The sequence below is a fragment of the Mesorhizobium sp. M1403 genome, assembly GCF_040317695.1.
Classification (GTDB): domain Bacteria; phylum Pseudomonadota; class Alphaproteobacteria; order Rhizobiales; family Rhizobiaceae; genus Mesorhizobium.
Genome location: NZ_JAMYKY010000047.1, coordinates 1 through 26194, shown reverse-complemented (window position 1 = coordinate 26194; position 26194 = coordinate 1). Strand labels below are relative to the sequence as shown.

17 protein-coding genes and 5 pseudogenes are annotated in these 26194 nt (G+C 57.6%); 9 read left to right on the top strand and 13 right to left on the bottom strand.

The window, feature by feature from the left end:
- A pseudogene (locus tag NKH01_RS33390) lies at positions 1-97 on the top strand (transposase); the annotation flags it as partial.
- Between the two features lie 312 nt (positions 98-409).
- Here NKH01_RS33390 and NKH01_RS33385 read toward each other — a convergent pair.
- Positions 410-1628: pseudogene (locus NKH01_RS33385) on the bottom strand (IS110 family RNA-guided transposase).
- A 253-nt stretch (positions 1629-1881) separates the two neighbouring features.
- On the opposite strand from NKH01_RS33385, the pseudogene NKH01_RS33380 reads away from it, so the two are divergent.
- Together NKH01_RS33380 and NKH01_RS33375 are read left to right on the top strand one after the other, a co-directional pair.
- Positions 1882-2097 (top strand): annotated as a pseudogene (locus NKH01_RS33380) (transposase); the annotation flags it as partial.
- Positions 2098-2258: 161 nt separating this feature from the next.
- Entirely contained in the window at positions 2259-2678 is a 420-nt protein-coding gene (locus NKH01_RS33375; protein ID WP_353024548.1) for an IS5 family transposase, read from the top strand.
- Positions 2679-2702: 24 nt separating this feature from the next.
- Here NKH01_RS33375 and NKH01_RS33370 read toward each other — a convergent pair.
- From NKH01_RS33370 to NKH01_RS33340, 7 genes and pseudogenes are all read right to left on the bottom strand, one after another.
- Positions 2703-4051, bottom strand: a pseudogene (locus NKH01_RS33370) (IS701 family transposase).
- 231 nt (positions 4052-4282) lie between these two features.
- Positions 4283-5338 (bottom strand): GlxA family transcriptional regulator, encoded by a 1056-nt coding sequence (locus NKH01_RS33365; RefSeq protein WP_353024546.1) that lies wholly within the window; start codon positions 5336-5338, stop codon positions 4283-4285.
- Positions 5339-5565: 227 nt separating this feature from the next.
- Positions 5566-7086, bottom strand: coding sequence for a trimethylamine methyltransferase family protein (locus NKH01_RS33360; protein ID WP_353024544.1), 1521 nt, complete (start codon positions 7084-7086; stop codon positions 5566-5568).
- A 107-nt stretch (positions 7087-7193) separates the two neighbouring features.
- A complete protein-coding gene (locus NKH01_RS33355) occupies positions 7194-8246 on the bottom strand; it encodes a quaternary amine ABC transporter ATP-binding protein (protein WP_353024542.1) in 1053 nt (350 codons plus the stop codon).
- A gap of 71 nt (positions 8247-8317) precedes the next feature.
- A complete protein-coding gene (gene proX / locus NKH01_RS33350; protein ID WP_353024541.1) occupies positions 8318-9343 on the bottom strand; it encodes a glycine betaine/L-proline ABC transporter substrate-binding protein ProX in 1026 nt (341 codons plus the stop codon).
- 17 nt (positions 9344-9360) lie between these two features.
- Positions 9361-10344, bottom strand: a complete 984-nt coding sequence (locus NKH01_RS33345) for an ABC transporter permease subunit (RefSeq protein WP_353024539.1) — start codon at positions 10342-10344, stop codon at positions 9361-9363.
- A gap of 632 nt (positions 10345-10976) precedes the next feature.
- Positions 10977-12626 carry an ABC transporter substrate-binding protein gene (locus NKH01_RS33340; protein WP_353024538.1) on the bottom strand — a complete coding sequence of 550 codons (1650 nt, stop codon included), beginning with the start codon at positions 12624-12626 and terminating at the stop codon, positions 10977-10979.
- A gap of 429 nt (positions 12627-13055) precedes the next feature.
- On the opposite strand from NKH01_RS33340, the gene NKH01_RS33335 reads away from it, so the two are divergent.
- The 3 genes from NKH01_RS33335 (at position 13056) to NKH01_RS33325 (ending at position 16459) form a co-directional block, all read left to right on the top strand.
- The gene (locus NKH01_RS33335; protein ID WP_353024537.1) at positions 13056-14174 is read left to right on the top strand and encodes an alcohol dehydrogenase family protein; all 1119 of its coding nucleotides are present in this window, start codon (positions 13056-13058) and stop codon (positions 14172-14174) included.
- 11 nt (positions 14175-14185) lie between these two features.
- The gene (locus tag NKH01_RS33330) at positions 14186-15301 is read left to right on the top strand and encodes a mandelate racemase/muconate lactonizing enzyme family protein (RefSeq protein WP_353024536.1); all 1116 of its coding nucleotides are present in this window, start codon (positions 14186-14188) and stop codon (positions 15299-15301) included.
- A 78-nt stretch (positions 15302-15379) separates the two neighbouring features.
- Positions 15380-16459 (top strand): proline racemase family protein, encoded by a 1080-nt coding sequence (locus NKH01_RS33325; RefSeq protein WP_353024534.1) that lies wholly within the window; start codon positions 15380-15382, stop codon positions 16457-16459.
- A gap of 7 nt (positions 16460-16466) precedes the next feature.
- Here the strand turns inward: NKH01_RS33325 and NKH01_RS33320 are convergent, their stop codons facing one another.
- The 4 genes from NKH01_RS33320 to NKH01_RS33305 all read right to left on the bottom strand — a co-directional run bounded on the left by NKH01_RS33320 (position 16467) and on the right by NKH01_RS33305 (position 21429).
- Positions 16467-17504 (bottom strand): LysR substrate-binding domain-containing protein, encoded by a 1038-nt coding sequence (locus tag NKH01_RS33320; protein WP_353024533.1) that lies wholly within the window; start codon positions 17502-17504, stop codon positions 16467-16469.
- 178 nt (positions 17505-17682) lie between these two features.
- Complete coding sequence (locus NKH01_RS33315; protein WP_353024531.1) at positions 17683-19023, bottom strand: NAD(P)/FAD-dependent oxidoreductase; 1341 nt, start codon at positions 19021-19023, stop codon at positions 17683-17685.
- Positions 19020-19919 (bottom strand): dihydrodipicolinate synthase family protein, encoded by a 900-nt coding sequence (locus tag NKH01_RS33310; protein ID WP_353024529.1) that lies wholly within the window; start codon positions 19917-19919, stop codon positions 19020-19022. Before NKH01_RS33310 ends, NKH01_RS33315 begins: the two co-directional genes overlap by 4 nt.
- A 1-nt stretch (position 19920) precedes the next feature.
- Positions 19921-21429, bottom strand: coding sequence for an aldehyde dehydrogenase (locus NKH01_RS33305; protein WP_502912713.1), 1509 nt, complete (start codon positions 21427-21429; stop codon positions 19921-19923).
- A gap of 548 nt (positions 21430-21977) precedes the next feature.
- Between NKH01_RS33305 and NKH01_RS33300 the strand changes: the two genes are divergently transcribed.
- The 3 genes from NKH01_RS33300 to NKH01_RS33290 all read left to right on the top strand — a co-directional run bounded on the left by NKH01_RS33300 (position 21978) and on the right by NKH01_RS33290 (position 25729).
- The gene (locus NKH01_RS33300; RefSeq protein WP_353024528.1) at positions 21978-22991 is read left to right on the top strand and encodes a proline racemase family protein; all 1014 of its coding nucleotides are present in this window, start codon (positions 21978-21980) and stop codon (positions 22989-22991) included.
- A gap of 47 nt (positions 22992-23038) precedes the next feature.
- A complete protein-coding gene (locus NKH01_RS33295) occupies positions 23039-23410 on the top strand; it encodes a response regulator (protein WP_353024527.1) in 372 nt (123 codons plus the stop codon).
- A gap of 1203 nt (positions 23411-24613) precedes the next feature.
- The gene (locus NKH01_RS33290; RefSeq protein WP_353024526.1) at positions 24614-25729 is read left to right on the top strand and encodes a mandelate racemase/muconate lactonizing enzyme family protein; all 1116 of its coding nucleotides are present in this window, start codon (positions 24614-24616) and stop codon (positions 25727-25729) included.
- A gap of 273 nt (positions 25730-26002) precedes the next feature.
- Here NKH01_RS33290 and NKH01_RS33285 read toward each other — a convergent pair.
- Positions 26003-26128 (bottom strand): annotated as a pseudogene (locus NKH01_RS33285) (transposase domain-containing protein); the annotation flags it as partial.
- Positions 26129-26194 lie beyond the last annotated feature (66 nt).

Here is a 26194-nt window from a genome sequence, read left to right as displayed (position 1 = left end):
CACCCAAAGCTGGCGGCGCAATTGGCAGCACGTCGTCCCATTCTTTGCCTATCCCGAAAGCGTGCGGCGGATCATCTACACCACGGATGACATCGACAAGCCTGATTTCGACTTTTTCGATTCCTGTTGCGTTTCTTTGTTCGGCTCAGATGAGCCTGTTTCTTCGTCCCGGCCCACAGGATTTCCCATGCGAGCGTGTCGAGACGCAGTCAAGGCTGGCCGGCGCGATGGCGGCACGGCCGGCTGCGAGGTTTCCAGGCCACGCCTTGACTGGGTCGAGCACGGCGCCAGTCTGGAGCGGACCGAGGCAGCGGTCGTGCCGGCACATTCCTTATGCTATATTTGTCCGGCACGGACGACCACGAGGCAAAGAGTGGTGCGAGAGGATGAGAGTGCCGCCACGCAGCCGTTATAGTCGTTCCTCCTTTGTGGCGTCCGTGCGCCGCTTCGGCCCGCGTGGCCGCCAATGCCGAACCATTAGCTCGTAGGCACGCTCGGCATTCTCGGCCGCGGCTTTCTCGCTGTTTCGCAACTCCTTCACGTTGTAAGCGTAAGCCGAACCGCGGCGACCGACACCGCGCTCGCCCGGCGCGCCGGCCTTGAGAGCGAGCTGCCTCTGCTTTGCCGCCACCAGCGCCGGGCGAGCCCAGAAGTAGTCCTGCTCCTTTGTCAGCAGATGCCAGATCAGCACCGCGAGCTTGCGGGCGACCGCCACAGCTGCGACCTGATGACCACGCTTGTTGCGGATGCGTAGGAAGAAGGCCCTGAGCGATCCGGGCGCCTTCGCCGCCGCCCAGGCGGCCTCGACCAGCATGGCGCGGGCATGGGAACGCCCATGTTTGCTGATCCGGCCATATTGCGCCAAGCCAAGACCGGATTGGCGCACACGCGGATTGAGGCCGAAGTAGCTCACCAGCCTCTGCGGCTCGCGGAACCGCCGGATGTCGCCGACCGCGGCGATGATACCGCTCGCGACGATGACATTGACGCCGGTGATCGTCTGAAGCCGCCGGACTTGCGCATCATCAACCGCTTCCCGGGCGATGTCGCGATCGAGGTCAGCCAGATCCTCGGCCAGGCGATCGATCTCGCGGATGTGGCGGGCGATAGCGGCCCGCTCGTCGTCGGGAAGCACCTGCCGCTCGAGCCAGGCGCGACCGCGATTGTTGAACAGATCGGCATGCGGGCACTTCGGCACGAGGTGCGCCTGCAGGATGCCATGCACCTCGTTCTTCACGCGCGTGCGATGCCGCACGACCTGGTTGCGCCGCGCGACGAGGCGGCGAAGCCGCTCGGTCCGCTCGTCAGGTACCCAGACCTCCGGGAGAAAGCCGCTGGCATGGAGCTGCGCCAGAACGCCGGCATCGATCTTGTCGGTCTTGATCCTGGCATGGGCGATCGCCTTCACCTGCATCGGGTTGGCGACAATCACCCGGCCGACATAGGGCGACAGAACTCGCACCACCGCCATGGCGTTGCCCGTGGCCTCGACGACAACCTCATCCGTCCGTCGCAAACTGCGGCCGAACCCTTCCAGTCCCGAGCGGGTCATGTCGACCCGTCCGTGATGGCGCCAGCCGGCCGTCTTCCCAAACCACCACCTCCGCAAAGGTGCGGTGGATGTCCATTCCAATCACACGTCTCATCGGCTCCCTCTCCTCAAACAGTCGGGAGCCGGCGGGCGACGCGACACCTACGGATCCGCGCTCTCGGCGCAACCGGGCAGGTCACAGGGGCGGCCAGCTACTAACGCGAGCTCGCAGCTCATCGAATACATCGGCCTGCCCGCACTTGGCGTGCTCCCGGTGCCCCTGTCCCGGATGGTCGCACCATGCGCCGAAAATCGCTCATCTCCAGCGGGGATCGGATGGCACCGTCATGATCATACCGGTTACGAACGCCATAGAGGCGCTGAACTCCAAGCTGCGCCGCGCCGTCCGCACCCGGGGACACTTCCCCAGTGACGATGCGGCCATGAAGCTGCTATATTTGGTGCTGAACCACGCGGCCGAGGAATGGAAACGACCGCCGCGCGAATGGTTCGAGGCCAAGACCCAGTTCGCCGTCGTCTTCGGCGAAAGGTTCGTCAGCCAATGACGAAACCGGCCTCGCGCACAGAATTCCTGACAGTTCCACCGCATTCTGGCGGAACTGGCCGCGCAGGGCGGTCAAACGGACAATCTGATGATTGATGCCACCCATCTCAAAGCACATCGCACGGCGGCGAGCCTGCTCAAAAAGGGGCTCTACCCCGATGTATCGGACGTAGCCGCGGCGGCCTGACCACCAAGCTGCAGGTGGTCTGTGACGGCAAGGGACGCCCGCGGCTGCTGCATCTGAGCGAAGGGCAGGCCAATGATCACAAGACTGCTGCGGCAGTGATCGAGGATTTGCCCGCCGCCAACGCCCTGCTGGCCGATCGGGCCTACAGTTCAGCGGCCTTCCGCCAGGCGCTCGTCGAGCGCGGTATCACGCCATGCATCCCACCCCATGCCAAGCATCGTGTTCAGCACAGCTACGATCCCGTTTTATACCGACAACGCCACAGGATCGAGAACACGTTCGCACGCCTCAAAGACTGGCGGCGCATCCACACCAGATACGACCGATGTGCTCACACCTTCCTGTCGGCGATCGCTTTCGCTGCAGCCTTCATCTTCTGGATCAATGAGTCCTGACCCTAGCACTACTTTGGCAGATTTTTAGCGGAGATGGTTCTGCGGCAGTGGGGACAACGGATTGGGGGCGGCTGCGCGAGCGCGGTGAGGATGGCTTGCCTGACGGCGGGTAGGCTCGGTTGGGGCGGCGGGCCGAGGATTCTTTTTTCCCCCTCCCGCTTGTTTGAGGCGGCGAGATTGCAGGAAGGCGTAGGCGATCATCGTCATCAGCGCGTGCCGGTGCAGGCCCGTCCATGAGCGCCCCTCGAAGTGGTCGAGGCCAAGTTCCTCCTTGAGCTGCTGATGCGCCTGCTCGCAGACCCAGCGCGCCTTGATGGCGCCTGCGATCTGCTTGAGCGGGGTGTCGGCGGGCAAGTTGGAGAGGTAGTATTTGCGCTCGCCGGTCGAGCGGTGCTCGCCGATCACCCAGACCTCCTCGCCAGGCAGATGCTGAGCGCCCATGTCGCGGATGCGCTGGGGTGGGCCATCTGCAACCCGGACACGGACAGCGGCGAAGCGGGCCGAGAGGCGGCCTTTGGTGCCACGCCGCCAACTGACCGTCCGCCATTGGGCTTTTTCCAGCATCGCCTGCGCGGTCATCGACTTCACATCGGGGATATGCCGGCGGCGCGGGCGGCCGTGTCCGGCAACGGGGAAGATCATCGCCACGTCGGCGGCATAGACCTTCTGCTTGAACGGGATACCGACGGCCCAGGTAAGGCCGCGCTCGGTGAGCGCCTGCCGGAAGGGGGCGCTCAAGCCATATCCGGCATCGGCGAGCACGCAGCCAAAGCGTAAGCCGGCTGCGCGAGCCCGGTCGATCTCGGCCAGCGCGATTTCGGGCTTGGTCCTGTAGGCACGATGGTCCTCGGGCACACCGGCACGGTCGAGCCGGGCGGGATCGGAAGTCCAGCTCTCGGGCAGAAACAGTCGCAGCCCCACCATGACCGGCACTTCGCCAGAGGCCAGCGTCAGCGACACCAGCGTCTGGCAGTTGGCAGCCAAGCGCCGAGGCATATTGCGGCGCGACGCCGACCGAGTGGCGCCCCTTCTTGGGGAGCGCGGTGTCGTCCACGATCAGCCACGCATCGTTCCCGCCAACTTGTCTGTCGGCCTCCGCGAGCAGCACCTTCTCCAGCGGCGCAGCATCCCACACGCCGCTCGCGATGAAGTGGTGCAGCTGGTCATAGTTGACGCCTGCGTCGCGCGCAGCCATCGGTTGGACGCTCTTGCGATCCCCAAGGCCAATCAGCCCAGCAATATAGGCCGGACACATCCGCGCACGCGTCTTGTGCCTCAACGCCGAGACGAACGGCTCAAGCCACCGCTCCAGATCGAGTTGCCAATCCCTGTTCATGGCCGGCCCCTCCAACAGCCGACCTCTCATGAATCACGCAAAACCGCTCTTGGGAATCCTCGAAACGCTCCCGGAACTAAAAATCTGCCAAAGTAGTGCTAGCTGACCAGGCCTGATCGGCCACACTACCAAAAGCGCTTGAAATCGCTGACGATGTCCTAGCACTTCCGCTCAGCCCGGCATCGGCTCGACTGATCGGTTTCCGCCGGCATACCGCGAAACGGTAGACCTGACCTTATTGGTAGGCAGTTCGTTGTTGTTCTTTGCTCTAACCGAGGCCGGGTCCGACCCAGGCCGGCACGGTTGCACGACACTGTTGCGGCGAAATTCCGTTAAACACCCTAAAGCACTTTGCGAAGTGTGAAGGGGACAAAAACCCGCAAGCTATCGCGATATCGATAATCGGCATGCTTGTGCCTTCGATCAGGCGCTTGGCGTGATCGACTCGGACCCGAAGATAATGGCGTACCGGCGGCACGTGGACGTGCGCTGCAAACAACCGCTCCAACTGGCGCCGCGACACGCCGGAACGTTCTGCCACTTCGCTCATGGTGAGCGGATATTCAACGTTCTCTTCCATGATCCGCATAGCCATAAGTAGTTTATCGCTGACACCGGCAAAGGCGAGTCCTGTTGGTCCCGTCTGCCGGTTCGTACCTGAGCGCTGGCCTTCGACGGTCACGTGCCGGCAGACCTCCTGTGCCGTAAAAGCGCCGACATGATTGGCGATCATGTCGACTGCCAGGTCAAACGATGCCAGTTCACCCGCGCACGTTGAAAACTGCCCATCCTTGACGAACAGAGAGTCTCTAATTTGAGGCTGGCTGAACACTTCAGAGAAGGCGGCGAGCCGTGACCAGTGGATCGTGCAGCGTGCTCCCGCCAGAAGACCGGTCTGCGCGAGCAGCCATGTCGCTGTCCCCAATGCGGATATGGGCACACCGCGGCGTGCGATGATGCGGAGAAAATTATTGAATTGTGGGCTCAACCGCCGTCCCACTGGCTCACCGGCGACAATTACGAGGTGATTTGGGCCCCGGTGGCCTGAACAGGTATTGAGCTCGTCAATTGTCACATCCACAGCAACCGAAATGCCGCTCGCACCTTCAACAGGCCGTCTGTCGAGTCCTGCGATCCTCCACGTAAACAGCTTCAGCCGCGTCACCGTGTTTGCGATGCGGAACGGCTCGATAAAAGCGTGGAGTGCCAGATTCGAAAACCCCGGAAGTACCAGTACCACCAGCTCGATCGGGCGGCCCGCCTGTGACGGCACCTCTGCGGTGCTCGACGGATTCATCGCACTGATATCGGGACGTACATTCATCAAAATTGGTCCATGCGTTTCACAAAGGAATCCTCGAGTTCGTCACGAATCCGAGGAACTTGGCGGGTGTGGCCTGCTGACCGGGTGTCCTGGCAGGCTAATGGATAAGTTCCATCCATGCTCCTTCCGCCCAGCTCTGACGGTTCGCCATCTAGGACAGGCGTTTCATTCACCCCCCAGCGTGTCGCTCACCGGTGTCTGCTGCTCAACAGCGATTGCATTTGCGCCTACAGGACGGCTTCGCCGATATCGAGTTCCCGACGCTTCATGAAGTCGAGAAGCTGTTCGTCTATTGCTTCATCGAGCGGCGGCGCCTGATATTCTTTCAAGGCCCGCACAGCTGCATCTCGGCCCCGCGTGTTGGCATCCCGGGCGCCAGCAAAGCTCCACTGCTCGAAGCTGTCGTGGTCCATCAACTCTGGGACGAAGAATGCCTGTTCGAAGTTCTTGAGAGTATGTGCAGTTCCCAAATAGTGGCCGCCCGGCTCGCTCTGGCGGATCGCGTCCATCGTTTCATCCAGCTCGCTCTTCACGAGACCCTGACCGAGCTTATAGAACATAACCATCTGCTCGGCATCGAGCATGAACTTGCTGTAGCTTTGTGTGAGGGCCCCTTCGAGGTAACCGGTGGAGGATAAGACGAAGTTTGCACCTGCAATCAAGACACCATACATATTGCGGGCTGCTTCATAGCCGGCCTGGGCATCGACAAGCTTTGAACTGGTGCAACTACCGCTACACCGCCAAGGGAGTTTGTAGTGTCTGGCCAGTTGGCCGACCAGCATGTTCATGTGGTCTATTTCGGGGGTGCCGGCCATTGGCGCGCCGCTTTTCATCGAAACGGTTGCCAGCCACTGTCCGTAAATGGAAGGCGCGCTCGGCCTCACCAGCTGGGCGAAGGCTATGCCGGCCAGTGCTTCGGCATTGAGCTGGGCGACTGCGGCCACTGTACTTGCCGGGGTGCTTGCGCCAGCCAGAACAAAGGGGGTGAAGAGAATAGCCTGATTGCTCGCTGCGTACACTTTGACCGCATCCAGCATCGTCGCGTCCCATACGAGCGGCGAATTGCAGTTGGCGATCGAGACCATCACCGTGTTGTTGTGAACGAATTCGTCACCGAAAACGATCTTGGCCATGGTGACGGTGTCTTCGGCCCTTTCGCCGGAGGTAACCGCGCCCATGAACGGCTTGTCCGAGTACTTTATCAAGCTGTAATTCATGTGCAGGTGGCGCCTGGGGACGGCGATGTCCATTGGCTCGCATAGAACGCCACCCGTCATATGCATCGCGGGAGCTTGATAGGCGAGCTTTGCAAAGTTCACAAAATCAGCAATCGTCGAATTCCGCCGCTTGCCTTCGAGATCAAGCACATTCGGCGACCCATACGCTGGTGTAAAGATCGTTTTCCGTCCCCCGATCGTGACCGTCTTGGCCGGGTTTCGCGCGTGGATCGTAATGTACTCGGGTGCCTTTGCCACGAGCTCCATCAGCTGGTTTCTGTCGATTCTGATGCGCTGACCGGTCACATTGGCACCTGCTGCGCGCCACATTTCAACGGCTTCGTCATCGCGAAATTCGATGCCTATCTCTTCAAGTATCTGCATCGAGTAGTCGTGGAGCCTAAGCAATTCGTCAGGGCTCAACAAATCCATATAAGGAAGACCCCGCTCCAACGACGGCATGAACGTTACCGACCTCTCGGAACGCAGCTTCTGTCGGGCGTCCCGGCCACCTGATCTTGCGGACATCTCTTACTATTCCCTGATTGACGTCAGAATATAGGGCAGAACTCCACCCGAAACTAACAACTAAAAATGATGTAGCTTATGAACTGAGGTTATGCTCATGGCCAACCCTAAAGCCGATCCTGTATGCCGCGCAGGAGAGACGACGCCGTGACAATTCCTATGTCAGCTCCCGCGTCGTCAACGACCACCAGCGGCCGGTTGTCATGTCGATTGGACAAAGCGATCAGTTCTTTGATTCCGGCGTGCGGTCCCAGGCGTGGCGCGTCGGCCAGAGCCCTGCCCTCGCCCCAGCCCGCATAGTTCGATAGGGGCGACATTACCGCCTCGGCCTTCAAGAGCTTCAACCGGCTGCTTCCCTGGACAAATTTTTCGACGTACGGATCCTTTGGGCTCCCGAGGATGTCTTCAGGAGAGCCGATCTGAAGCATCTTGCCGTCTTTCATGACACCGATCTGGTGCCCCAGCCGGACGGCTTCGTCCAAATCATGGGTTATGAAGAGCGTCGTCTTGCGCAACTTGTTGGATAGCTCTTTGAACTGGTCCTGCAATTCCCGGCGAATGAGAGGATCGAGTGCTGAAAATGGTTCATCCATCAACAGGATGGCGGGATCGGCCGCCAAGGCCCTGGCAAGGCCAATTCTCTGCTTCATCCCTCCTGAAAGCTCATCGGGATAGCGGTCGCCCCAGCCGGCCAGCTGGACCAGCTCCAGCTTTTCTTCTGCAATCTCATAGCGTTGCCTGACGCTGACTTTCCTGAGCTCAAGGCTTAATGCCACATTGTCACGGACTGTCCTGTGCGGCAGCAGCGCCACATTCTGGAACACCATTCCGATCGACCGGGCGCGAAGCTCGCGCATCGCTTTTTCGGATTTCAGGTTGATGTCCTCGCCGCCAACAATGATCTGGCCGGCGCTGGGTTTAATCAGCCGATTCACATGGCGAACTAGTGTTGACTTTCCGCTGCCGGAAAGTCCCATGACACAGAAGATCTCCCCGGCTTCAACCTTGAAGGAGACGCCGGCGACGGCAACCACGCAACCATGTTTTTCGAGGAGAGTAGCCTTCGAGAGGTAGTCGCGCTGGATGTCGGCAAGATTAAACTTTGAAGTTGCCCCAAAGACCTTCCAAACGTCCCTGAATTCTATAGCGTGCGCTGCCAAAGGTGGTTTCCAAGTTGGAGGAGCTCCGCCCGGCGGCCAAAAGCCACCGGGCGAGTCAATCTGTCTGGCGACTACTTTGCTGCCTGCTTTGCCTGGGCTATCCAGCCGTTCCACTGATCGAGGTGCGCCTTCTTCCAGTCCTCGGCATGACGACGAATGTCCTCGTTGGATTTCTCACCCTTGTGAATGAGAAGGTTCTCGTCATCGATGTCCTGAATCGGGATCTCGACTTGCTCGAACCATTTGTTGGCGACAGGGTTTTTCTCGAGGAAGACGTTGTTTGCAAACACGTGATGAGTGTTCACCGAGAACCCGAGGTTTCCAATGCCTGGAACCGTCGTCTCCGCGCCAGATTGTTCGTCGGGCAACGCCGTGAACGGGACGGTCAGCCATGAAACGTTTTCCCCGTGGCGAAGAATCCCGTTGACCCATGTCGGGGTCCATCCATAGTACAGCACTGGTTTGCCGGACTGCACCCGTTGGATAACGTCTGCAATCAAAGCGAAATACTCACCCTGATTATGCGTTACGGTAGCCCGAAGGCCATACGCATCAAGGTGATGTTCAATGATACGTTCGCATCCCCAGCCAGGCTCACAGCCGTAAAGGTCGGCTTTACCGTCGCCATCTATATCGAAAAGTTTGGCGATCTTCGGGTCTTTCAACTGATCGATCGTCTCAATTCCATACTTGTCAGCCGTAGCTTTATCGATGGAGTAACCCTGGATTGAGTTCTTTGCGAGCGTGCCGACCCGATGAGCCTTGGCATCGCCCCCGGCCTTCTCAGCAAATGCGATATGCAAGGGGTACCAGTGCGGCGTGTAGTAATCCGCATCACCGTTGGCCACGGCTATATGGGCAACGGGAACCTGGGTTTGGGACGGCTCGTCTACGGTATACCCCAGATCCTCGAGGCCTAACTTTACCACGTAGGCTTCAAATAATTCTTCTGCAATGCCGTTATACAAAGGCCTGACGGTGACGCCAGTGCCCGGAAGGTTCTCGGCAGTCACATATCCACAAGACACCGCCAAGGTGCCTAGCACTGTCACAGCAGCGGCAAGCCCCCGCCATCCAATTTTACACCAATCGCTCATATTTGCTCCCATTGTTGTTAACTAGACACTCGTTGCCGGCCACTTTCCAATCCTTCACGTGCCGCCGGAGGGCCTTGGAAGGTTTTGACAAAACCTGTGACGAACGCAGCTGGGCCCCGCTTGTGCCAAGCAACGTGAGCTAACTGTCTGCTCTTGGACATCGCGGATTGGGTCAAGCGGTCTAGAATGATCGCTAGAAGGACAATACCTGTTCCGCCTGTTGTAGCCTGACCGATATCGAGGCGCCCTATGCCGCGCAGAACCATTTGCCCGAGCCCCCCCACTGCGATCATGGAGGCGACAACAACCATTGACAGTGACATCATCAACGTCTGGTTCACACCCGCCAATATGCTCGGGAGAGCCAGCGGAATTTGAGCCTTAAATAGAAGTTGACTGTCTGAGGCTCCAAAGGCACGCATGGCCTCCACGACCTCTTCGGAGACCTGCTGAATGCCTAGCGTTGTCAGCCTGATAACGGGCGGGAGGGCAAAAACGATCGTTACAATGACGCCTGGCACGTTGCCGATGCCGAACAACATCACCACAGGTACGAGGTAGACGAAGGATGGGATCGTCTGCATTGTGTCGAGAATTGGCCGGCATATCGCGGCAGCGCGGTCGCTTCGCGCGGCCGACACGCCCAGCGGAATGCCCACCATCGTGCAGAAAAGAACCGCGGTGAAAACGAGAGACAGGGTTGTCATCGTTTCACCCCAGATGCCGAGGAACCCGATGACTACCAACAGGCCAACGATCTGAAGCGCCAGGCGCCACCCGGCAATTTGCCAAGCGATCAATCCAAAGCAAAGGATTGTTATGACGGGGGGGATTCCATTAAGTGCGCTGTCAAACGCCTTGAGAAGCTGGTCGATAGGCCACTTCAAGCTTTGAAAAAACGGACGGTATTGTTCGACAACCCAACCCAAGCCATCAGCGACCCATCGATCAAACGGTATGTGCCAGCTTTTGAAAGGGTCCAAAACGTCTTCGAACTTCACCAAAATTCCTTTCAACCAGGACTTTCGTCACAGACGACACGGGCCTTAACACCAAATGATCGTCGCCCGCATTCACAGTCTTTCGCCCACCTGCAAGCGCAGCACTAGGCCGACTTGGCAGTCGGCGCCGGACATATAGGAGACCTAAAGAAGTCTTTGGGTGTTCAGCATTTTGTTGACTCCCATTGTGACCTGGATCCCTCAGGCCAAACATGAGGGTATCCCCTCTTAACGTTCTCGAAACGCTAGCGACGCGAGCCTAACAAAACAACCGGATAAAAAGTTATGTATCGCGAGCCTAAATGTTATCCGACGGTAGGTAACTGCTCGCCTAATAACACTTGATCTGCACTTATAAGTGCCGCTGCTCGCTCTTGCACCAAGTGTCAGACCAGCGGGGGGCTGATCACCCCACGCCGCCACGCGCTGGCTGCGGCCAAGGAGACAGCAACGCATGAGCCAAATACTATTGCAAAGCACTTCTCACTGCCGGCAATGAGCAGTAAACGCGTTCAGCTCGTGGTGACGGTTCGGGGCATCAAAGCGTGGAAGCAGCGCCAGGGAGTAAGTGATCCCGACGGCAGCTTCCTTACACCATCGGCGTGGGACGGTGCCTCAGGCCTCCAGCACATCTACGCCTTTGCGAGCCAAACCTTGCCGAGGTCCATCTCAAACGTCGGGTGCATCGGAAAGTCCTTGACCTGCTTGGTGGAATGGTGAAACACCGAAAGCCAATAGGGCTGTATGATGATACCGGAATCTTGCAAAAGCGTTTCAATGTCCTGCATCAGCACTTTCCTCTTGGCCGGGTCTGGCACCGCCAATGCCGCGTCCAGCTTCTCGTCGAACTTAGGGTTTGACCACCCGGTCTCGTTCCACGCGACACCGCTGCGATAGGCAAGAACCAAATTCTGTACGCCAAGTGGCCGGTGGTTCCAGTTCGTGATCGAAAGTGGATATTTAAGCCAGTCATTGTAAAAGGTGCTGCTGGGAAGGACCGTCCGCTTGACCTTAAAGCCTGTCTCGCGGAACTGCGCCGCTATCGCGTCGCCGGCGTCTTTTAGCCAATCCGTGTCCGGGCTAATGATATTGTGCTCGAAGTCCACCTGACCAGCCTCGGTCATCAGACGCTTCGATGCTTCCATATCCCGCTTCTTTTCAGGAAGAGGGTAAAACTCGGGATGAATGGGCGCTACATGATAGTTAGCCGCAACCGTGCCGCGGCCATCGTTGGCAATCTGAAGGATTGAGGCATTGTCGACCGCCAATTGCAAGGCGTTGCGCACGCGTTGGTCGTCATAGGGCTTGTTTGTGACCTGGGTGCGGCACAACAGAGTTGTCGCAGTCTTTGCTTCCGATATCACAAGCCCGAGTTGATCATATGATCCGATGCTGTTCGCATAGGTCTGGTAATTTGCATCGATCTCGCCAGACTCGAACGCACTCGGGACGACTGTCGCATCGGACCCGTAGTCGATGAATTGGATCTCGTCCAGGTACGCTTCACCGCCCCACCACTGCCCGTTTGTCCGACGTTTGAGAACAGCTTTCTGGCCGACATCCCACGAAACCAATTCGAACGGGCCCGTACCGACCGGGTGAGCAATGAGATTAGAGCCATTTCTCTCGAAGTCGCGGTGAACGACGAGCGCAGGATAGTCGGAAATTCCCGGAATAATGGTGATGTCGGGTTTCGACAGCTTGAGCTTCACGGTGTGGTCATCGACTTTAATGATGGCGCCATCCTGGGCCTTGCCGGTTTTCTCGTCGATTAGTGAACTCAACCGCGTGGCCATCGAGTTGCCGGCCGCGTCCCTCTCACACCAACGATTGAAGTTAAAGATGACGTCGTCCGCAGTGAAATCGTCGCCATTGTTCCACTTCACACCCTTTCTCAGGTGCAAGACATATTCCTTGGCGTCTTCACTTGTGTCCCAGCTCTCAAGCAGCCGCGGCTCAAAAGTGTATTCGGTCGTGTATTTGACCAATGGTTCCAGGAACTGACGGTAAATGTTGGCCAGCTCTGAAACGTCAACAGTCCGCGGGTCCTTCGCGCCGTAGACGATCATGGCGATGCGCAAAGTTCCGCCTTTGATCGCTGTCTCTTCCGCATGCGCCGACGGAACCGCACCCAGCCTTGAGTACGCGACAGCCGTTGATGCGCCAAAGATGGAAGCGAGTGCCAGGAATTCCCGTCTGTCCATTCCGCCTTGCTTGACGTCTGCGGCAAGACTCCCGAACAGCTTGGGCAGACGGTCACCGTTTCTGCTGAAAAAACCCATGTGAACCTCCCCAGAGTGTGTACAACGCGACGCCAGCACAGATGGTATCGCTTGGCTGCGTCATGAGGCACCGACAACCGCTGATAGACTCCTATGGAGATCCAGCGCGGCGTGAGAGTCCGTCCCTGATCCTGGAAACGCTAGCGACGCACGCACTCCAAAACAACCTGATAAAAAGTTATGCGCGCCGCTAGGTAAAGTTATGCGGCTCAAATGAATGTGACAGACGATCGTCGCAGATGATTACCAGTGGGTGGGTCCGCCGCCGCAAACCAGCTTTGGAAAAAAGGCCTGCCGCCTCATAACATTTAATCTTGCTATACATAACTTTTCGTCCAGTTGTTTTGTTAGAGCTGTCTCGCTAGCGTCGCCGGTACGGGTCCGCGAGTAAAGTAAATCACGAAAGGATCACGAAGGGATATTGGCGGGATGAGCAGCGAACCCGTGGAGTTCTCGAGAGGTTCTGCCGCCGAAATTCCAGAAGTGATGACCGGGGTGCTCCTTGTCGGGCACGGCGGCTTCGATAAGCTTGAGTACCGCAGCGACATCCCCGTTCCGACCCTTGGCCCGGCGGAAGTCCTGATCCGTGTTGCTGCTGCAGGTGTCAACAATACTGACATAAACACGCGCATCGGCTGGTATTCGAAAAGTGTGAAAAGCAGCACCGATGAGGGTGCCACGCAGGCGCAGGATCTCGACGCGACCTGGACGGGTGTGCCCATGTCCTTTCCACGAATCCAGGGAGCGGACTGTTGTGGTCGTATCGTTCGCGTCGGGAAGGACGTGGACCCCAGCCGTCTTGGAGAGCGCGTCATCAATGCAAACACCCTTCGCTTTTATGTCAACTACCGGCCGATGGAGAGCTGGGTGTTTGGCTCTGAGTGCGACGGGGCTTTCGCGCAGTACATGAAAGCGCCTTCAAGTGAGGCCCATACGATCGATTGCGACTGGAGCGACGTCGAGCTTGCTTCGGTGTCATGCTCCTATTCGACAGCCGAGAACCTCCTTCATCGCGCCGGAGTGAAGCCGGGCGAGCATGTCGTCATCACCGGCGCGTCTGGGGGGGTCGGGTCCGCGGCAGTGCAGCTGGCGAAAAGGCGGGGAGCCTTTGTAACCGCAGTCGCCGGCTCGATGAAGGCCGATGAAATGCGACAGCTAGGCGCCGACCGGGTGGTTCCCCGCGGTGAAAGCCTGGTCAAACACCTTGGAAAAGAAACCGTTGACGTTGTGGTCGACGTAGCCGCAGGCCCCGCTTTTGCCGACCTCCTCGATGTCTTAAGGAAGGGCGGACGCTATGCGGTCGGCGGTGCGATAGCAGGTCCCATCGTCGAGCTCGATGTGCGCACCTTGTACCTCAAAGATCTCACTTTTTTTGGCTGCACATTCCAGGACGACGTCGTTTTCAGAAACTTGGTATCGTACATCGAGAAGGGTGAAATCCGCCCGCTCGTTGGGAAAACCTATCCATTAAAAGACATCGTGACAGCCCAGCAAGAGTTTTTGTCAAAAACCATCAGCGGAAAGCTTGTGCTCGTCATACCGGATTGAAAGAGAGTACGATGTCTGTACTGAAGATTGCCAGAATTGATGTTTTTCAGGTAGACCTACCCTACTCGGGTGACGTCTACCGATTGTCGGGAGGGCGTGAATACCGGACCTTCGACGCAACGATCGTGCGCATAACCACGCAGAATGGCCTTGAGGGATGGGGTGAAAGCACTCCGTTCGGCGCGAACTATGTCGCGGCTCATGCATTGGGTGTTCGATCTGGAATCGCCGAGATCGCGCCAAGCCTGATAGGCTTGGACCCAAGACGCGTCGACCGCATCAACGATGCGATGGACATAGCCCTCCTCGGTCATGAGCATGCGAAAACCGCGCTCGATGTCGCCTGCTGGGATCTGTTCGGCAAATCGGTCGGCCTGCCGGTGTGCGAGCTATTGGGGGGACGCACAGATGTCAGAATGCCGGTCGTATCATCAATCTACATGGGCGATCCCGACGACATGCGAAGGCGTGTCACGGAGTACCGTGCGATCGGGTATATCTGCCATTCGATTAAAATCGGAGGCGAGCCCGCCGACGATGCGGCTCGGATTGCGGCTTCAGTCGCAGACAAGAAGCCCGGGGAGTATTTCATAGCCGATGCGAACGGCGGAATGACGGTTGAGACGGCGCTTCGCATGCTGCGGTTGTTGCCGCCTGGTGTTGATTTCGTACTTGAGCAACCCTGTCCCACATGGCGCGAGTGTATGTCGCTGCGCCGGCGCACCGACATTCCCATTATCTTCGATGAGCTCGCTATGAGCGATGCATCGATCGCTCAGCTCATCGCTGACGATGCAGCAGAGGGATTTAGCATCAAGATATCGAAGAATGGTGGTCTGACGAGAGGCCGGCGCCAGCGTGATATCGGCGTTGCTGCGGGTTACACCGTAACCGTCATGGATACAGTTGGATCGGACATTGCATTCGCTGGAGTTGTACACTTGGGCCAGACCTTCCCCGAGCGATACTTGCGCTGCGTGTTGGATTGCCGGAAGCTCGTCTCGCTGCGGACTGCCGACGGTGAATTTGAGGTCATCGAAGGCCGCATCGTAGCGCCTAACACGCCGGGCCTGGGAGTGACGCCTAGGCTTGAAGTGCTAAGGGACCCGGTCGCCAGCTATTCTTGATACCAACTTCGATAAACTCGCAGGCTCTAGAGGGCTTGCGGACGATAGCCCAGTGCTCAAGAGATTTGAAAGGTCAAGATGTCCAACTTGTCGAGCTACGAAATCCCGATCTCCTCAACCTTCACGGCATATGACTGCCACTGCGAAGGCGACGTGGAGAAAGTTGTCGTCTCCGGATTGCCCGAATTGCCCACGGGAACAGCATTTGAAAAAATGAAGTTCTTCCGAAAGCATCACGACAACATCCGCCTGTTCTTTCTACGCGAGCCCCGTGGCAGCATGATCCAATCCGTCAACTTCATCGTGCCTACCGAAAACCCGGAAGCGGTAGCGGCATACATTATCGCCGAGGCGGAAGAATATCCGGAAATGTCCGGTGGAAACACGATCAGCGTGGCAACTACAATGCTGAAAACTGGCATGGTTCCGATCACAGGCCCAGTGACCCGGTTCAAGCTTGAAGCGCCCGCCGGCCTCATTGGGATCGAGTGCGATACCGCGGACGGGAAGGTCGGTGCGGTCCGGTTCATCAACCAACCCGCTTTCGCTTACTGCCTGAACAAGACAATTCAACTTCCAGGCTTTGGCGAATTGATCGTGGACGTAGGCTATGGGGGCATGACGTACGCCATTGTTGATGCGCAGCAGTTCGGTTTCGACCTCGTTGCATCGGAGGGCCGGCAGCTTAGCGACTTGGGACAGGAAATCAAGGCAGCTGCCGCGGCACAAATACCGGTGTCCCACCCGCTAAACTCTGAGCTCCCGGGTATTACACAAACGATGTTCGTAACCCCAATCAAGCGGTCAGAACAGGGAGTAGAGTCGAAGAACGCCGTGATCGTTTCGCCTGGACGGATAGATCGTTGCCCCTGCGGCACGGGAACGTCTGCACGCCTGGCTGTGATGCATGCCAAGGGCGAAATTGGAGAAGGAGACCGGTTCACTCACAAGTCGCTGATCGACTCCACGTTTACCGGGGAAATCGTCGCTACCACAAAAGTGGGGGACTATGACGCCATCATTACGGCAGTTAGCGGCCGTACCTGGATCACCGCTAAATGCGCTTACATTCTGGAAAAGGACGACCCCTACCCGGAAGGGTACGCGATCACGGACACCTGGCCGGAAATGAAGGAAGGGCTCTATCGGTCCAGCTAACGCGCCCTTAATCTGCTATCGTAGCGGCGGGACTAGATATATCGTCCGATGGCGCTTCTGTCGGTCTAATATCGTCAGGGCGTGCCGCGGATGCCGGTCCATGGCTGCCGCCCACCGACGCCATCGGATTCAGGTCTGCAACCTGAGTGATGAGCCAATCGCGGAAAATCTGGACGTCTTCTCGGTCAAGCGCGGCATCCGGGATCACCAGATGATGCTTTCGACCAGTCAAATAGCTTTCGGTCAAGGGTCGTATCAACGCGCCTTCATTGAGGTAATCACTCACCACGTGACGCCACCCCAGCCCGATACCAAACCCTCTGATTACGGACTGGATCATCGTTGAGTAGTTATTGAACGTAATCGCACGCTTGAAAGGAGCCGAAACTCCAAACTGTTCGAGCCAGCCCGCCCAGTTGAAGGGCGACCAAGGATAGACCGACCAATGTTGATCGTCCATATCCAGGAGCACCTCGTTGACCAAATCACCGGGCGTCACAATGCGCGGCGAGTGCGGCAGATATGATTTACCGCAGATCGGGAAAACTTCCTCGGCGAAAAGCTCGGTTGCCGTAAACCCCGGCCGCGGTAGATGCCCCATCACTACGGACACATCAAAACCGTCCGTCGCCGGCGCAGGGCTTCGTTCGAGAGAAACCAGGTGCAGATCAATGTTCGGATTGTTCATGATAAAATCGCCGATCCTGTGGCTCATGAACATGGTTCCGAAGGACATCGGCATCCCGACAGTCAACCTCCGGGCCTTTTGCCCCCTTCGTACGCTGTCAAAGGCCGTGGCGATGTGAGCCAGGCTGAGGGTCGTTGCTTCAAACAACTCCTCCCCCGCCTGGGAGAGCGAAACCTTTTGGTTTCCGCGATTGAAAAGCTGGGTGTCGAGGTGGTCCTCGAGCGTCAAGATATGGCGGCTGACGGCAGCTTGAGTGACCGAGAGCTCGTTGGCAGCCTTCGTAAAGCTCATGTGACGTGCAGCAGCTTCAAATGCACGTAGTGCACTCAACGGCAGCCGTCGATAATCCTTCGACATACCTAATGGTTATCCCAGCCCCGAGAAAAAGTAAATTGCGGCCCTTGGGCGCCCTTGATTTGGGGCAGTGCATTCCATTTTGCGGCCGACCAGCCGGAGCTGCAATGCAGATCGCGCCTTTAGGCCAGCGTTCGATTTATGAACCGTGGCCAGGCCCGAAAGCGGCCCCAAAAGTGAGCTATTCGCGTCCGGCGCGCCATTCTCTGTATGCGAGGTTCAATCGCGCGCCCACGTGGGTCAACGGTCGCGGGGGCAAAGTCTGGGGCTTGTCGAACGCGCTGAAGATATCGCCGAGCGGGGACCGATGGCCGGCCAGGAGCTCGGCTGCAGCGATGCCTGCAGATGTGGCCTTGGTCCCGCCTATGCCGTTGCACGCACATGCAGCGAAGATTCCTTCTTCCAATTGGCCGAACAGGGGCACGGAATTCCGAGTGAGCGCCATTGCACCCGCCCAGCGATATTGCATTTTTTTCAAGTGACGGTGATCGGGAAAGCGGTCCATGAATTTGCGATCGTGAAGGGCACCCGCTCTCTTCACCGAGCCCGCGCTGGCTACAATATTGGGGTTGTAGGTGTAGCGCGAGCGTATGAGAAGTCGGTCGCCATCGGCTCCATTGATACGTCGGATCGTCGTGCCCATCGGCGCCGCCGGTGTCGCTCCCCATTTCCTGGCTCCGCCAAGCGCAGAAGGAGCGAACGGCTCGGTTAGCGAGGCGTATGTGAAGACATGGAGAAGTTCTCCGCTACCGAATCCAAAGCTCTCGGCATGGCCATTGGTCGCCAAGATCACACGGCCTGCACTAACCGCGCCCTTTGGAGTCTTCACCACGCAGCCTGTTGATGAGGTTTCGATGGAGAGGGCCGGCGTCCGCTCGAACAGCCTCACGGGCTCCTGAAACAAATCCGCAATGGCCCTCACCATGGCGGCGGGCTGAACCATGACGGCGCCAGGGGTGAAGAGTCCTGACCTGAACGATCGCGTCCCCGTAAGTTCCTCTATCTCCGCTACATTGAGCAACTGGTTAGGTTCGCCCATTGAATTGAGTTGGGACGAGTACGCCGCAAGATGCTCCGTGCCGGCGTTGGTGATGGCGACACTGTATTTGCCACTTGGATCAAAAATGTCCTTGCCCCAGCTATTCTCCTGCGCCAGGCCGGCATAGTGCTGGATGGCTGTCCGAGCGACCACTATCTCGTCGCGGCTTTTAGCGGCACCATCCACTCCGAAATTGCCGGAGGAGATGTCGTGGGGCAAATCAATTAGAAATCCAGAATTGCGACCGCTGGCACCGTTTCCGACAACATCGGCATCCAGAAGAACTACCGAAAGTTTCGGGTCAAGATCCGCTAACCTGACGGCGGCTGCCAGGCCCGCAAAGCCCGCGCCGATGATGACGACATCGGAGTTGATGTTACCATCAAGCGCGGGCCTTGGGGTCCTGGGAGGGAGCAGTGCCGTCCAGCCGGATTGCGCGCCATGGTCGGGAAGACGGCGCGCATGGAACGTCTTGTTGATCATCGTGCCGATTCTTGCTCGGCCAATGGGCCGAGCGCCGCTCTAAGCGCCGCAATTCGTTCCGCGGGCACGGGCCTGAAAGGCTTTCTCACAGCACCGCTGCCGTAACCTGTAATTTCGGCCGCCGCGTAGGCGCTGGGGACATAGCCGCCGTAGTCACCCTGCCAAAGCAGCGACATGATGGGTTCCAGAGCGTGCCACTGGTCCCGCACATCGTCCCACCGATTTTCCTTCGCGGCCTTGACGATTGCCACGCACGCACGAGGGGTAACATTCGCGCCCCCCCAAATTAGTCCCGAACAACCGGCAAATAGGGAGAAGGGCACGAGCGGATCGGCACCATTTAGGATTTCCAGGCCAGTCCCGATCAGCTTGACCTGTCCAGCCAAGTCTCCACTGCTATCCTTGATCGCACGGAACTCGGGAAGTTCGCAGAGCCTGCGAAGCAGATCAGGGGTTATGCATATACCGACCGCCTGTGGCACGTTGTATCCAATGATGGGCACACCGACCTTGGCCACTTCGGCATAGAAGTCGAATACGCTGTCGTCATTCGAAGGGCCTTCGAAGAACGGCGGCAGGAGCATGACGCCGTCAGCGCCAGAATCCTTGGCGAACTTTGTTCTGTCGACCACATCGGCCGTGAGCAGAGCTGAGGTCTGGGCGATCACTTTGGCCCGTCCGGCAACAATGCGCGCGCCGCGTTCTATGAGCGATTTCGACTCTTCGGGCGACAGGTAAACATGCATACCCGTACCGGAGCTGAAAACGAAGCCGTCTATGCCTGCAGCCAGATACCGCTCGACGTGCTCCTCTAAACGCTTGAAATCAATGCGTCCGTTAGCATCGAATGGAGTTGTGATCGCTAGGTTGAGACCTGAGAAAGCGAACGATGACATTTCAGAAACCTCCGTGTGAGCTGACCAGGTCAACCCAGAGGGTCTTTATCTGGCAATATTGATCATGTGCATGCAGGGACTTGTCGCGGCCGCCGAAACCGGACTGCTTGTACCCACCGAAAGGTGTGGCGGCGTCGCCTTCCCCGTAGGAGTTCACCGTGACGGTACCTGCCTTGATTGCCCTCGCCGCACGAAGCGCGCGCGTGCCGTCGCCAGTGAATACAGAGGCCGCCAAGCCGTAATCCGTCTCATTGGCAAGCGTAACTGCTTCCGCAAGGGACTTCACAGCGATCACCGAGAGAATGGGCCCGAAGATTTCTTCCTTGACGTGCCGGCCCTCGTGACGCTGGAATTCGATGATTGTGGGCTCAATTGTTGTGCCGTTGAACGCGTTCCCGCCAATGATCACCTTGCCTTCGTGTTCTAGGTAGCTACTGACCTTCTCGAAATGGGTGACCGAAACAAGCGGCCCGATGCGGGTCTCCGGGTCCAGCGGGTCTCCCACAATCCACGTCTTGGCAACTTCAGCCAGCTTCTCGAGCAGGCGATCCTTTACGTCCTCGTGGACAAACAGGCGGGAGATCGCCGAGCAGTTCTGGCCCATATTCCAGAAAGCGCCGTTGGCGATATGAGAGGCCACCGCATCGAGATCGGGTGCGTCCTCCATGACGATGCACGGGTTCTTGCCGCCGAGTTCCAGCACGACTTCCTTCAGGTTGCTTTCGGAGGAGTATTTCAGAAAGCGCCGGCCGGTATCAGTCGAGCCTGTAAAGGAAATTGCGTCGATGCCCGGATGGCGCCCAATAGGCTCGCCGACGTCAGGACCGTCACCTGTCACAACGTTGAAAACGCCGGGAGGCACTCCGGCATCCAGTGCAAGCTCCGCCACCCGCAATGTCGTTAGCGAAGTCTCTTCAGCAGGCTTAACTATAATCGTGCAGCCCGCTGAAAGTGCTGGGCCGATCTTCCAAGCCAAGGTCAAAAGCGGAAAATTCCAGGGTAGTACGATACCGACCACCCCGATCGGCTCGCGCACGATGAGGCCAAGAGACGCATCGTTCGCAGGTGCGACCTGATCATAAATCTTGTCGATTGCTTCCGCGTGCCACCTGAGACTGTTCACCGCCTCGGGCACGTCGATGTTGATGCAGTCGCCAATCGTCTTGCCGCTATCAAGGCTCTCCATCAGCGCCAGTTCGGCCGTGTTTTCGTCAATGAGGGACGCGAGCCGGAGCAGGATCTTTTTTCGGTTTGCCGGGGCCAGTTTCGACCACCGACCGTCGTCAAGCGCCTGCCGGGCAACTGCGACGGCTTTGTCCACATCTGCAGCAGAACCTGCCGGAAGCTCCGCCAAGACCTCGCCCGTCGCCGGATTCCGGGTCTTAAAGGTTTTACCGGATAGAGCAACTGTCTGCACTCCATCAACAATCATCTTGGTCGGCAGTCCGAGCGATTTGGCCTGCCTCTTGTAGTCGACTTTATCCAGCACTTCCGTTCTCCCTCGTGTCATAACGACATCGACAACAATGATCCTTTGAGCTCGCCCTGCATTCCGCCGGGTGCGTGCCCATCCTATTGCCGGAAGGATGGTGGCAACCTTTGCTGAACCAGCCGTCGAAACTGGCTCTGATGCGCGGCGTTGAGGAACGCTAACGCTAGAGACGAGCAAATACTAAAACAACCGGATAAAAAGTTATGCGCGGCAGGCCTAAATGTTATCGAACTTAACCGGCTTCGCGCCGAAGCAATGACCCTAACCGGGTATCGGCATGGAGGCGTGAAAGGGAAGGCACCGCAAGTCATCTCAACTGACGAAATTTGACTCTCGCCGGGGCCTCCCAAACCAACCGCGTGTTTGGCCATTGGCCAAGGGTGGTCGGGTCGTGCCAAATATACAACGGATGTGTCGCGACCATTCTACGGCGTTCAGTCAAAGCGTCGTACATATTCGGGCGCTAGCCCGTTGAGGGCGGCCTCCAACGGCGCCGTTTCATCGCGGTCACCGTACAGATCGGCAAAATGTTTGGCCGGATGCCAACACCAGCAAAGCGAAAAGCCATGAAATTCAGCCACAGATTGTCGATTGTCGATTCACATACTGCTGGTGAGCCAAGCCGATTTGTCGTTTCAGGTTTCCCGAGAATACCGGGTTCGACGATGGCCGAACGAATGCGTAACCTGATCAACGATTTTGACTGGATCCGCCGGGTGACGATGAACGAGCCACGGGGCCACCGCGACATGTTCGGCGGAGTCATCGTGCCCCCCGTGAATTCGACTTCACATGTCGGTGTAGTCTATATGGACGGCGGCCAGTTTTACAACATGTGCGGACACGCATCCCTTGGTCTATGCGGAATGCTGGTGGAAACCGGGCAGGTTCCACGAACCGGTCGCACGACAGAGGTCAGGATAGATACACCTGCCGGACTTGTAGTTGGATCGGTCAAGACCAACGACGAGGGGGATGTGGAAGCCGTATCCCTGATCGACGTTGCGTCTTTTGCTTTCGCGCTGGATCAGTACGTGGATGTTCCACAGTACGGCAGAGTTCGCGTCGACTTCGGCTATGGTGGCAATATCTTTGTCATTGCTGAGGCGGCAGATCTAGGCTTCCAGTCCATCGACCCGCAACATACGACCGACTTGATCAAGGCCGGCGTGGCGTTGCGCACGGCAGCAAGGGAGCAATTCCGTTTCCAGCATCCGGAGCATCCTCATATCAACGGGATAGACCTTGCCATGTTGACGGCTCCGGCGTCGAGCAGCGTGACAGATGCCCGTAACATCGTCATACTCGGCCGGGCTCAGGCGGACCGATCGCCGTGTGGTACCGGTACTTGTGCGCGCATGGCTGTGGAGCACGCCAAAGGAAGACTGGGCGTTGATGAGCGCTTCAGACACGAGAGCTCAATCCGGACCTATTTCGACGCCCGGATTCTTGAAACGACAAAGGTAGGTTCGCTGGCTGCGGTGATACCTGAAATTAGTTGTCGACCTTTTTTAACTGGGTTTAGCGAATTCATCGTGGATCCAGACGATCCATTGGGGAACGGGTTTATACTTGGATGACGCGTGGCGGGGCACCTTGTTTATCCGCCAACGTCAGGATGCAGCCCGTGGGAGTTGCCCACCTCCGGAATCGCAATATATTCATTGCTGAGAAGGACCATGCGTTCGCTCGTGACTTGACGAAGTACTTGGCAACAGCTGGCGCCAAGGTCATTCGGCCGGTGGATACGATCGAAGACGCTCTCGATTTCATCACATCCTCAAAGTTGATCGATGGGGCAGTGCTGAGTGTGAACTATCAAGACAGAGCCACGTTCGTGGCGGCCGAGCACCTGCGGCGGCGGCGAATACCATGCATATTCGTGCTGGGGTTCAAAAGCTCCCCAATTCCTGATGAACTCAAGGATGTGAGGTACTTCGAGAAGCCGGTTGATCCTCACCATCTGGTTGGGCTCATGGCAGCGCTGATTGCGGCTTAGATTGCGGCCGTGCAAAGACCGAGAAGTTTGGGAGGGGTCATAACCCACGGTCATCGGAGGCCCAGCAATACTCATTTGAAAACCGGCGGTTGAGCGCGGTATCCTGCGGCTTGGACCTGCTCTGGTCCTGGAGTGGGGAGCTTCGAGGCAATCTCCGGCCCCTGTCTGAGGGTAGAAATCCTTCTGGCTAGTGGCAGGAACTCCATGACGCTATGGGGAAGCCAGTCAGAATGCCAAAATTTCCAATCAATTCAGGAGAGATTTTAGGCCCAGCTTATGTCAGACAACGAATCCGTGCAGCAGTGATATCCTTCCTTATATGCGCCGCTCTATTCGTTCTGCTCATAACATTTAACTTCGGTATCATTCTGTAAAACGAGCACACCACTTGGTGGTTACTGATACCGAGTTCGAGCGAGAGAGGACGTCCAGATCTTTCGCGATTGTGTGATCACACATGTCGCAGACCTAAATCCCATCCGCCCATCGTCGGCTGGCCAGTACGCCAAGTCCGGACCAGGCCGTTTAAATGATCCCGGCTGACCCCGCAGGGCCGCTATCGTCGGATAATATTTAATCCTGCGGTACATGACTTTTTATACGGTTGTTTTACAGCCTCCCCCTCCGATAGCGTTCCTGGATTGGTTAGGGGCCGTTCCGCTGTCGTTTTCCGCAGATTAAGGGCGGTGACTGTTGTGGTCGTATTGTCGTCGGAGAGGAGGTGGACTCGAGCCGTATCGGTGAGCGCGTGATCGTGCGAAACATCCTTCGCTCCTATGTCGACTACCGGGCTTTGGATGGCTTGGTGTTTGGCTCGCAGTGCGACGGGCTTTCGCTCAATCGTGGCGCCGGTGAAAGCCTCGTTGAAATCTCCTTAATGAGGCCGCCGACGTGGTCATCGACGTGACTGCCTGCCCTGCTTTTGCAGAGATCATTGATGTTAGAGAAAGAGGGAAGATACGCGGTCGCCGCGGCCATCGCAGTCCCCATTGTCGAACTTGATATGCGCACTCTGTATTTCAGCTTCTTTGGTTGTACATTCTAAGACGACGTCGTTTTCGAAAAGTACATCGAAAGCGGAGAGATCCGCCTTTTCGTTGGGAAAACATACCCATTTAAGAACATCATAGAAGCCCAGCAAGAATTTCTATCGAAAAGCGGAAAGATCGTGCTCATAATACCGAATTGAAAGAGAAAATACAGATGTCAGAACTGAAGATTACGGCAATTGATGTTTTCCAGGTGGACCTGCCTTACTCGGGTGGTGTCTACCGGTTGTCGGGCGGCCGCGAGTACCGGACCTTCGACGCAACCATCGTATGCATCACGACGGAAAACGGGCTTGAAGGATGGGGTGAAAGCACTCCGTTCGGTTCGACCTATGTCGCATCTCATGCTCTGGGTGTTCGATCCGGTATCGCCGAGATCGCGCCACGGCTGATTGGCCTGGACCCAAGACGTGTCGATCGCATCAATGATGCGATGGACGCAGCCCTCGCAGGTCATGAGCATGCCAAGACAGCGCTCGATGTCGCTTGCTGGGATCTGTTCGGTAAGTCCGTAGGTTTACCGGTATGCGAGTTGTTGGGGGGGCGTACAGAATTCAGGATGCCGGTTATTTCAACAATCTCCATGGACGAATCGGACGTTATGCGCAGCCGTGTCGCAGAGCATCGGGCGATGGGTTACATCGGCCATTCGGTCAAGATCGGTGGCGACCCGGCTGAGGACGCGGCTCGAATTGCAGGTGCGCTCGCAGACAAGAAGTCTGGCGAGTACTTCATCGTTGACGCGAACGGTGGGATGACGGTCGAAACGGCGCTTCGCATGCTGCGGTTATTGCCGCATGGTCTTGATTTCGTACTGGAGGCACCCTGCGCGACTTGGCGCGAATGCGTATCGCTGCGCAGGCGTACCGACGTTCCCATTATCGCCGATGAATTGGCTATTAATGACGCATCAATCGTCCAGTTGATCGCTGACGATGCGGCAGAGGGAGTTGGACTTAAGATCTCCAAGAATGGCGGACTGACAAAAGGACGTCGACACCGTGATATCTGCCTTGCCGCGGGTTACACAATGAGTGTCCAGGAAACGGCTGGATCGGACATTGCATTCGCTGCAATTGTACATTTGGGCCAGACCATTCCGGAACGGTATTTGCGGTGCGTGCTTGAAAGTCGAGTCGTGCTCTCGGGCAAGACCGCCGACGGTGCATTTGACGTTATCGACGGCCGCGTCGTAGCGCCTCACACGCCGGGACTAGGCGTCGCGCCTCGAATGGATGTTCTGGGAGAACCAGTCGCCAGCTACCGTTAGCACTCACCTCGGCCTAACTTTCTGAGACTTCCCTACGAGCTCTGGCTGTGGCCGGGCACACTTCAGATCCGTGAGCAAGCGTTCGCACAAACAGGCGGCGGCACTGTGAAGCTGGTCGCCCATGCCGCATGTAAGCGACGATAGCTGTGCCGACGTCGTGGCGTAGCGGCATTGTCGCTCGTCGCCGGCCCTTCCTTGGACAAGGATTTTGCCTGACCGCCAGTCGATGTCATCAAGACTAGGGCCGCAACCTCGCTGGGGCGCAAGCCGACGCCAGCCATTGGCGATACGCTCGAGGGTCTGGGTGAGCCAGGCGTACGGATCGACCTGATTCATCTTGGCGGTGGTCAGCAGGGTGGCGATGGTGGCCCATGTCCGTCCGCCGCCGTCGGAAGCAGCGTCATAATGCCGGGAATCCGGGCTTCGACGTTGTCGTCACCTATCCATTCCATCCGTTGGTTGGGC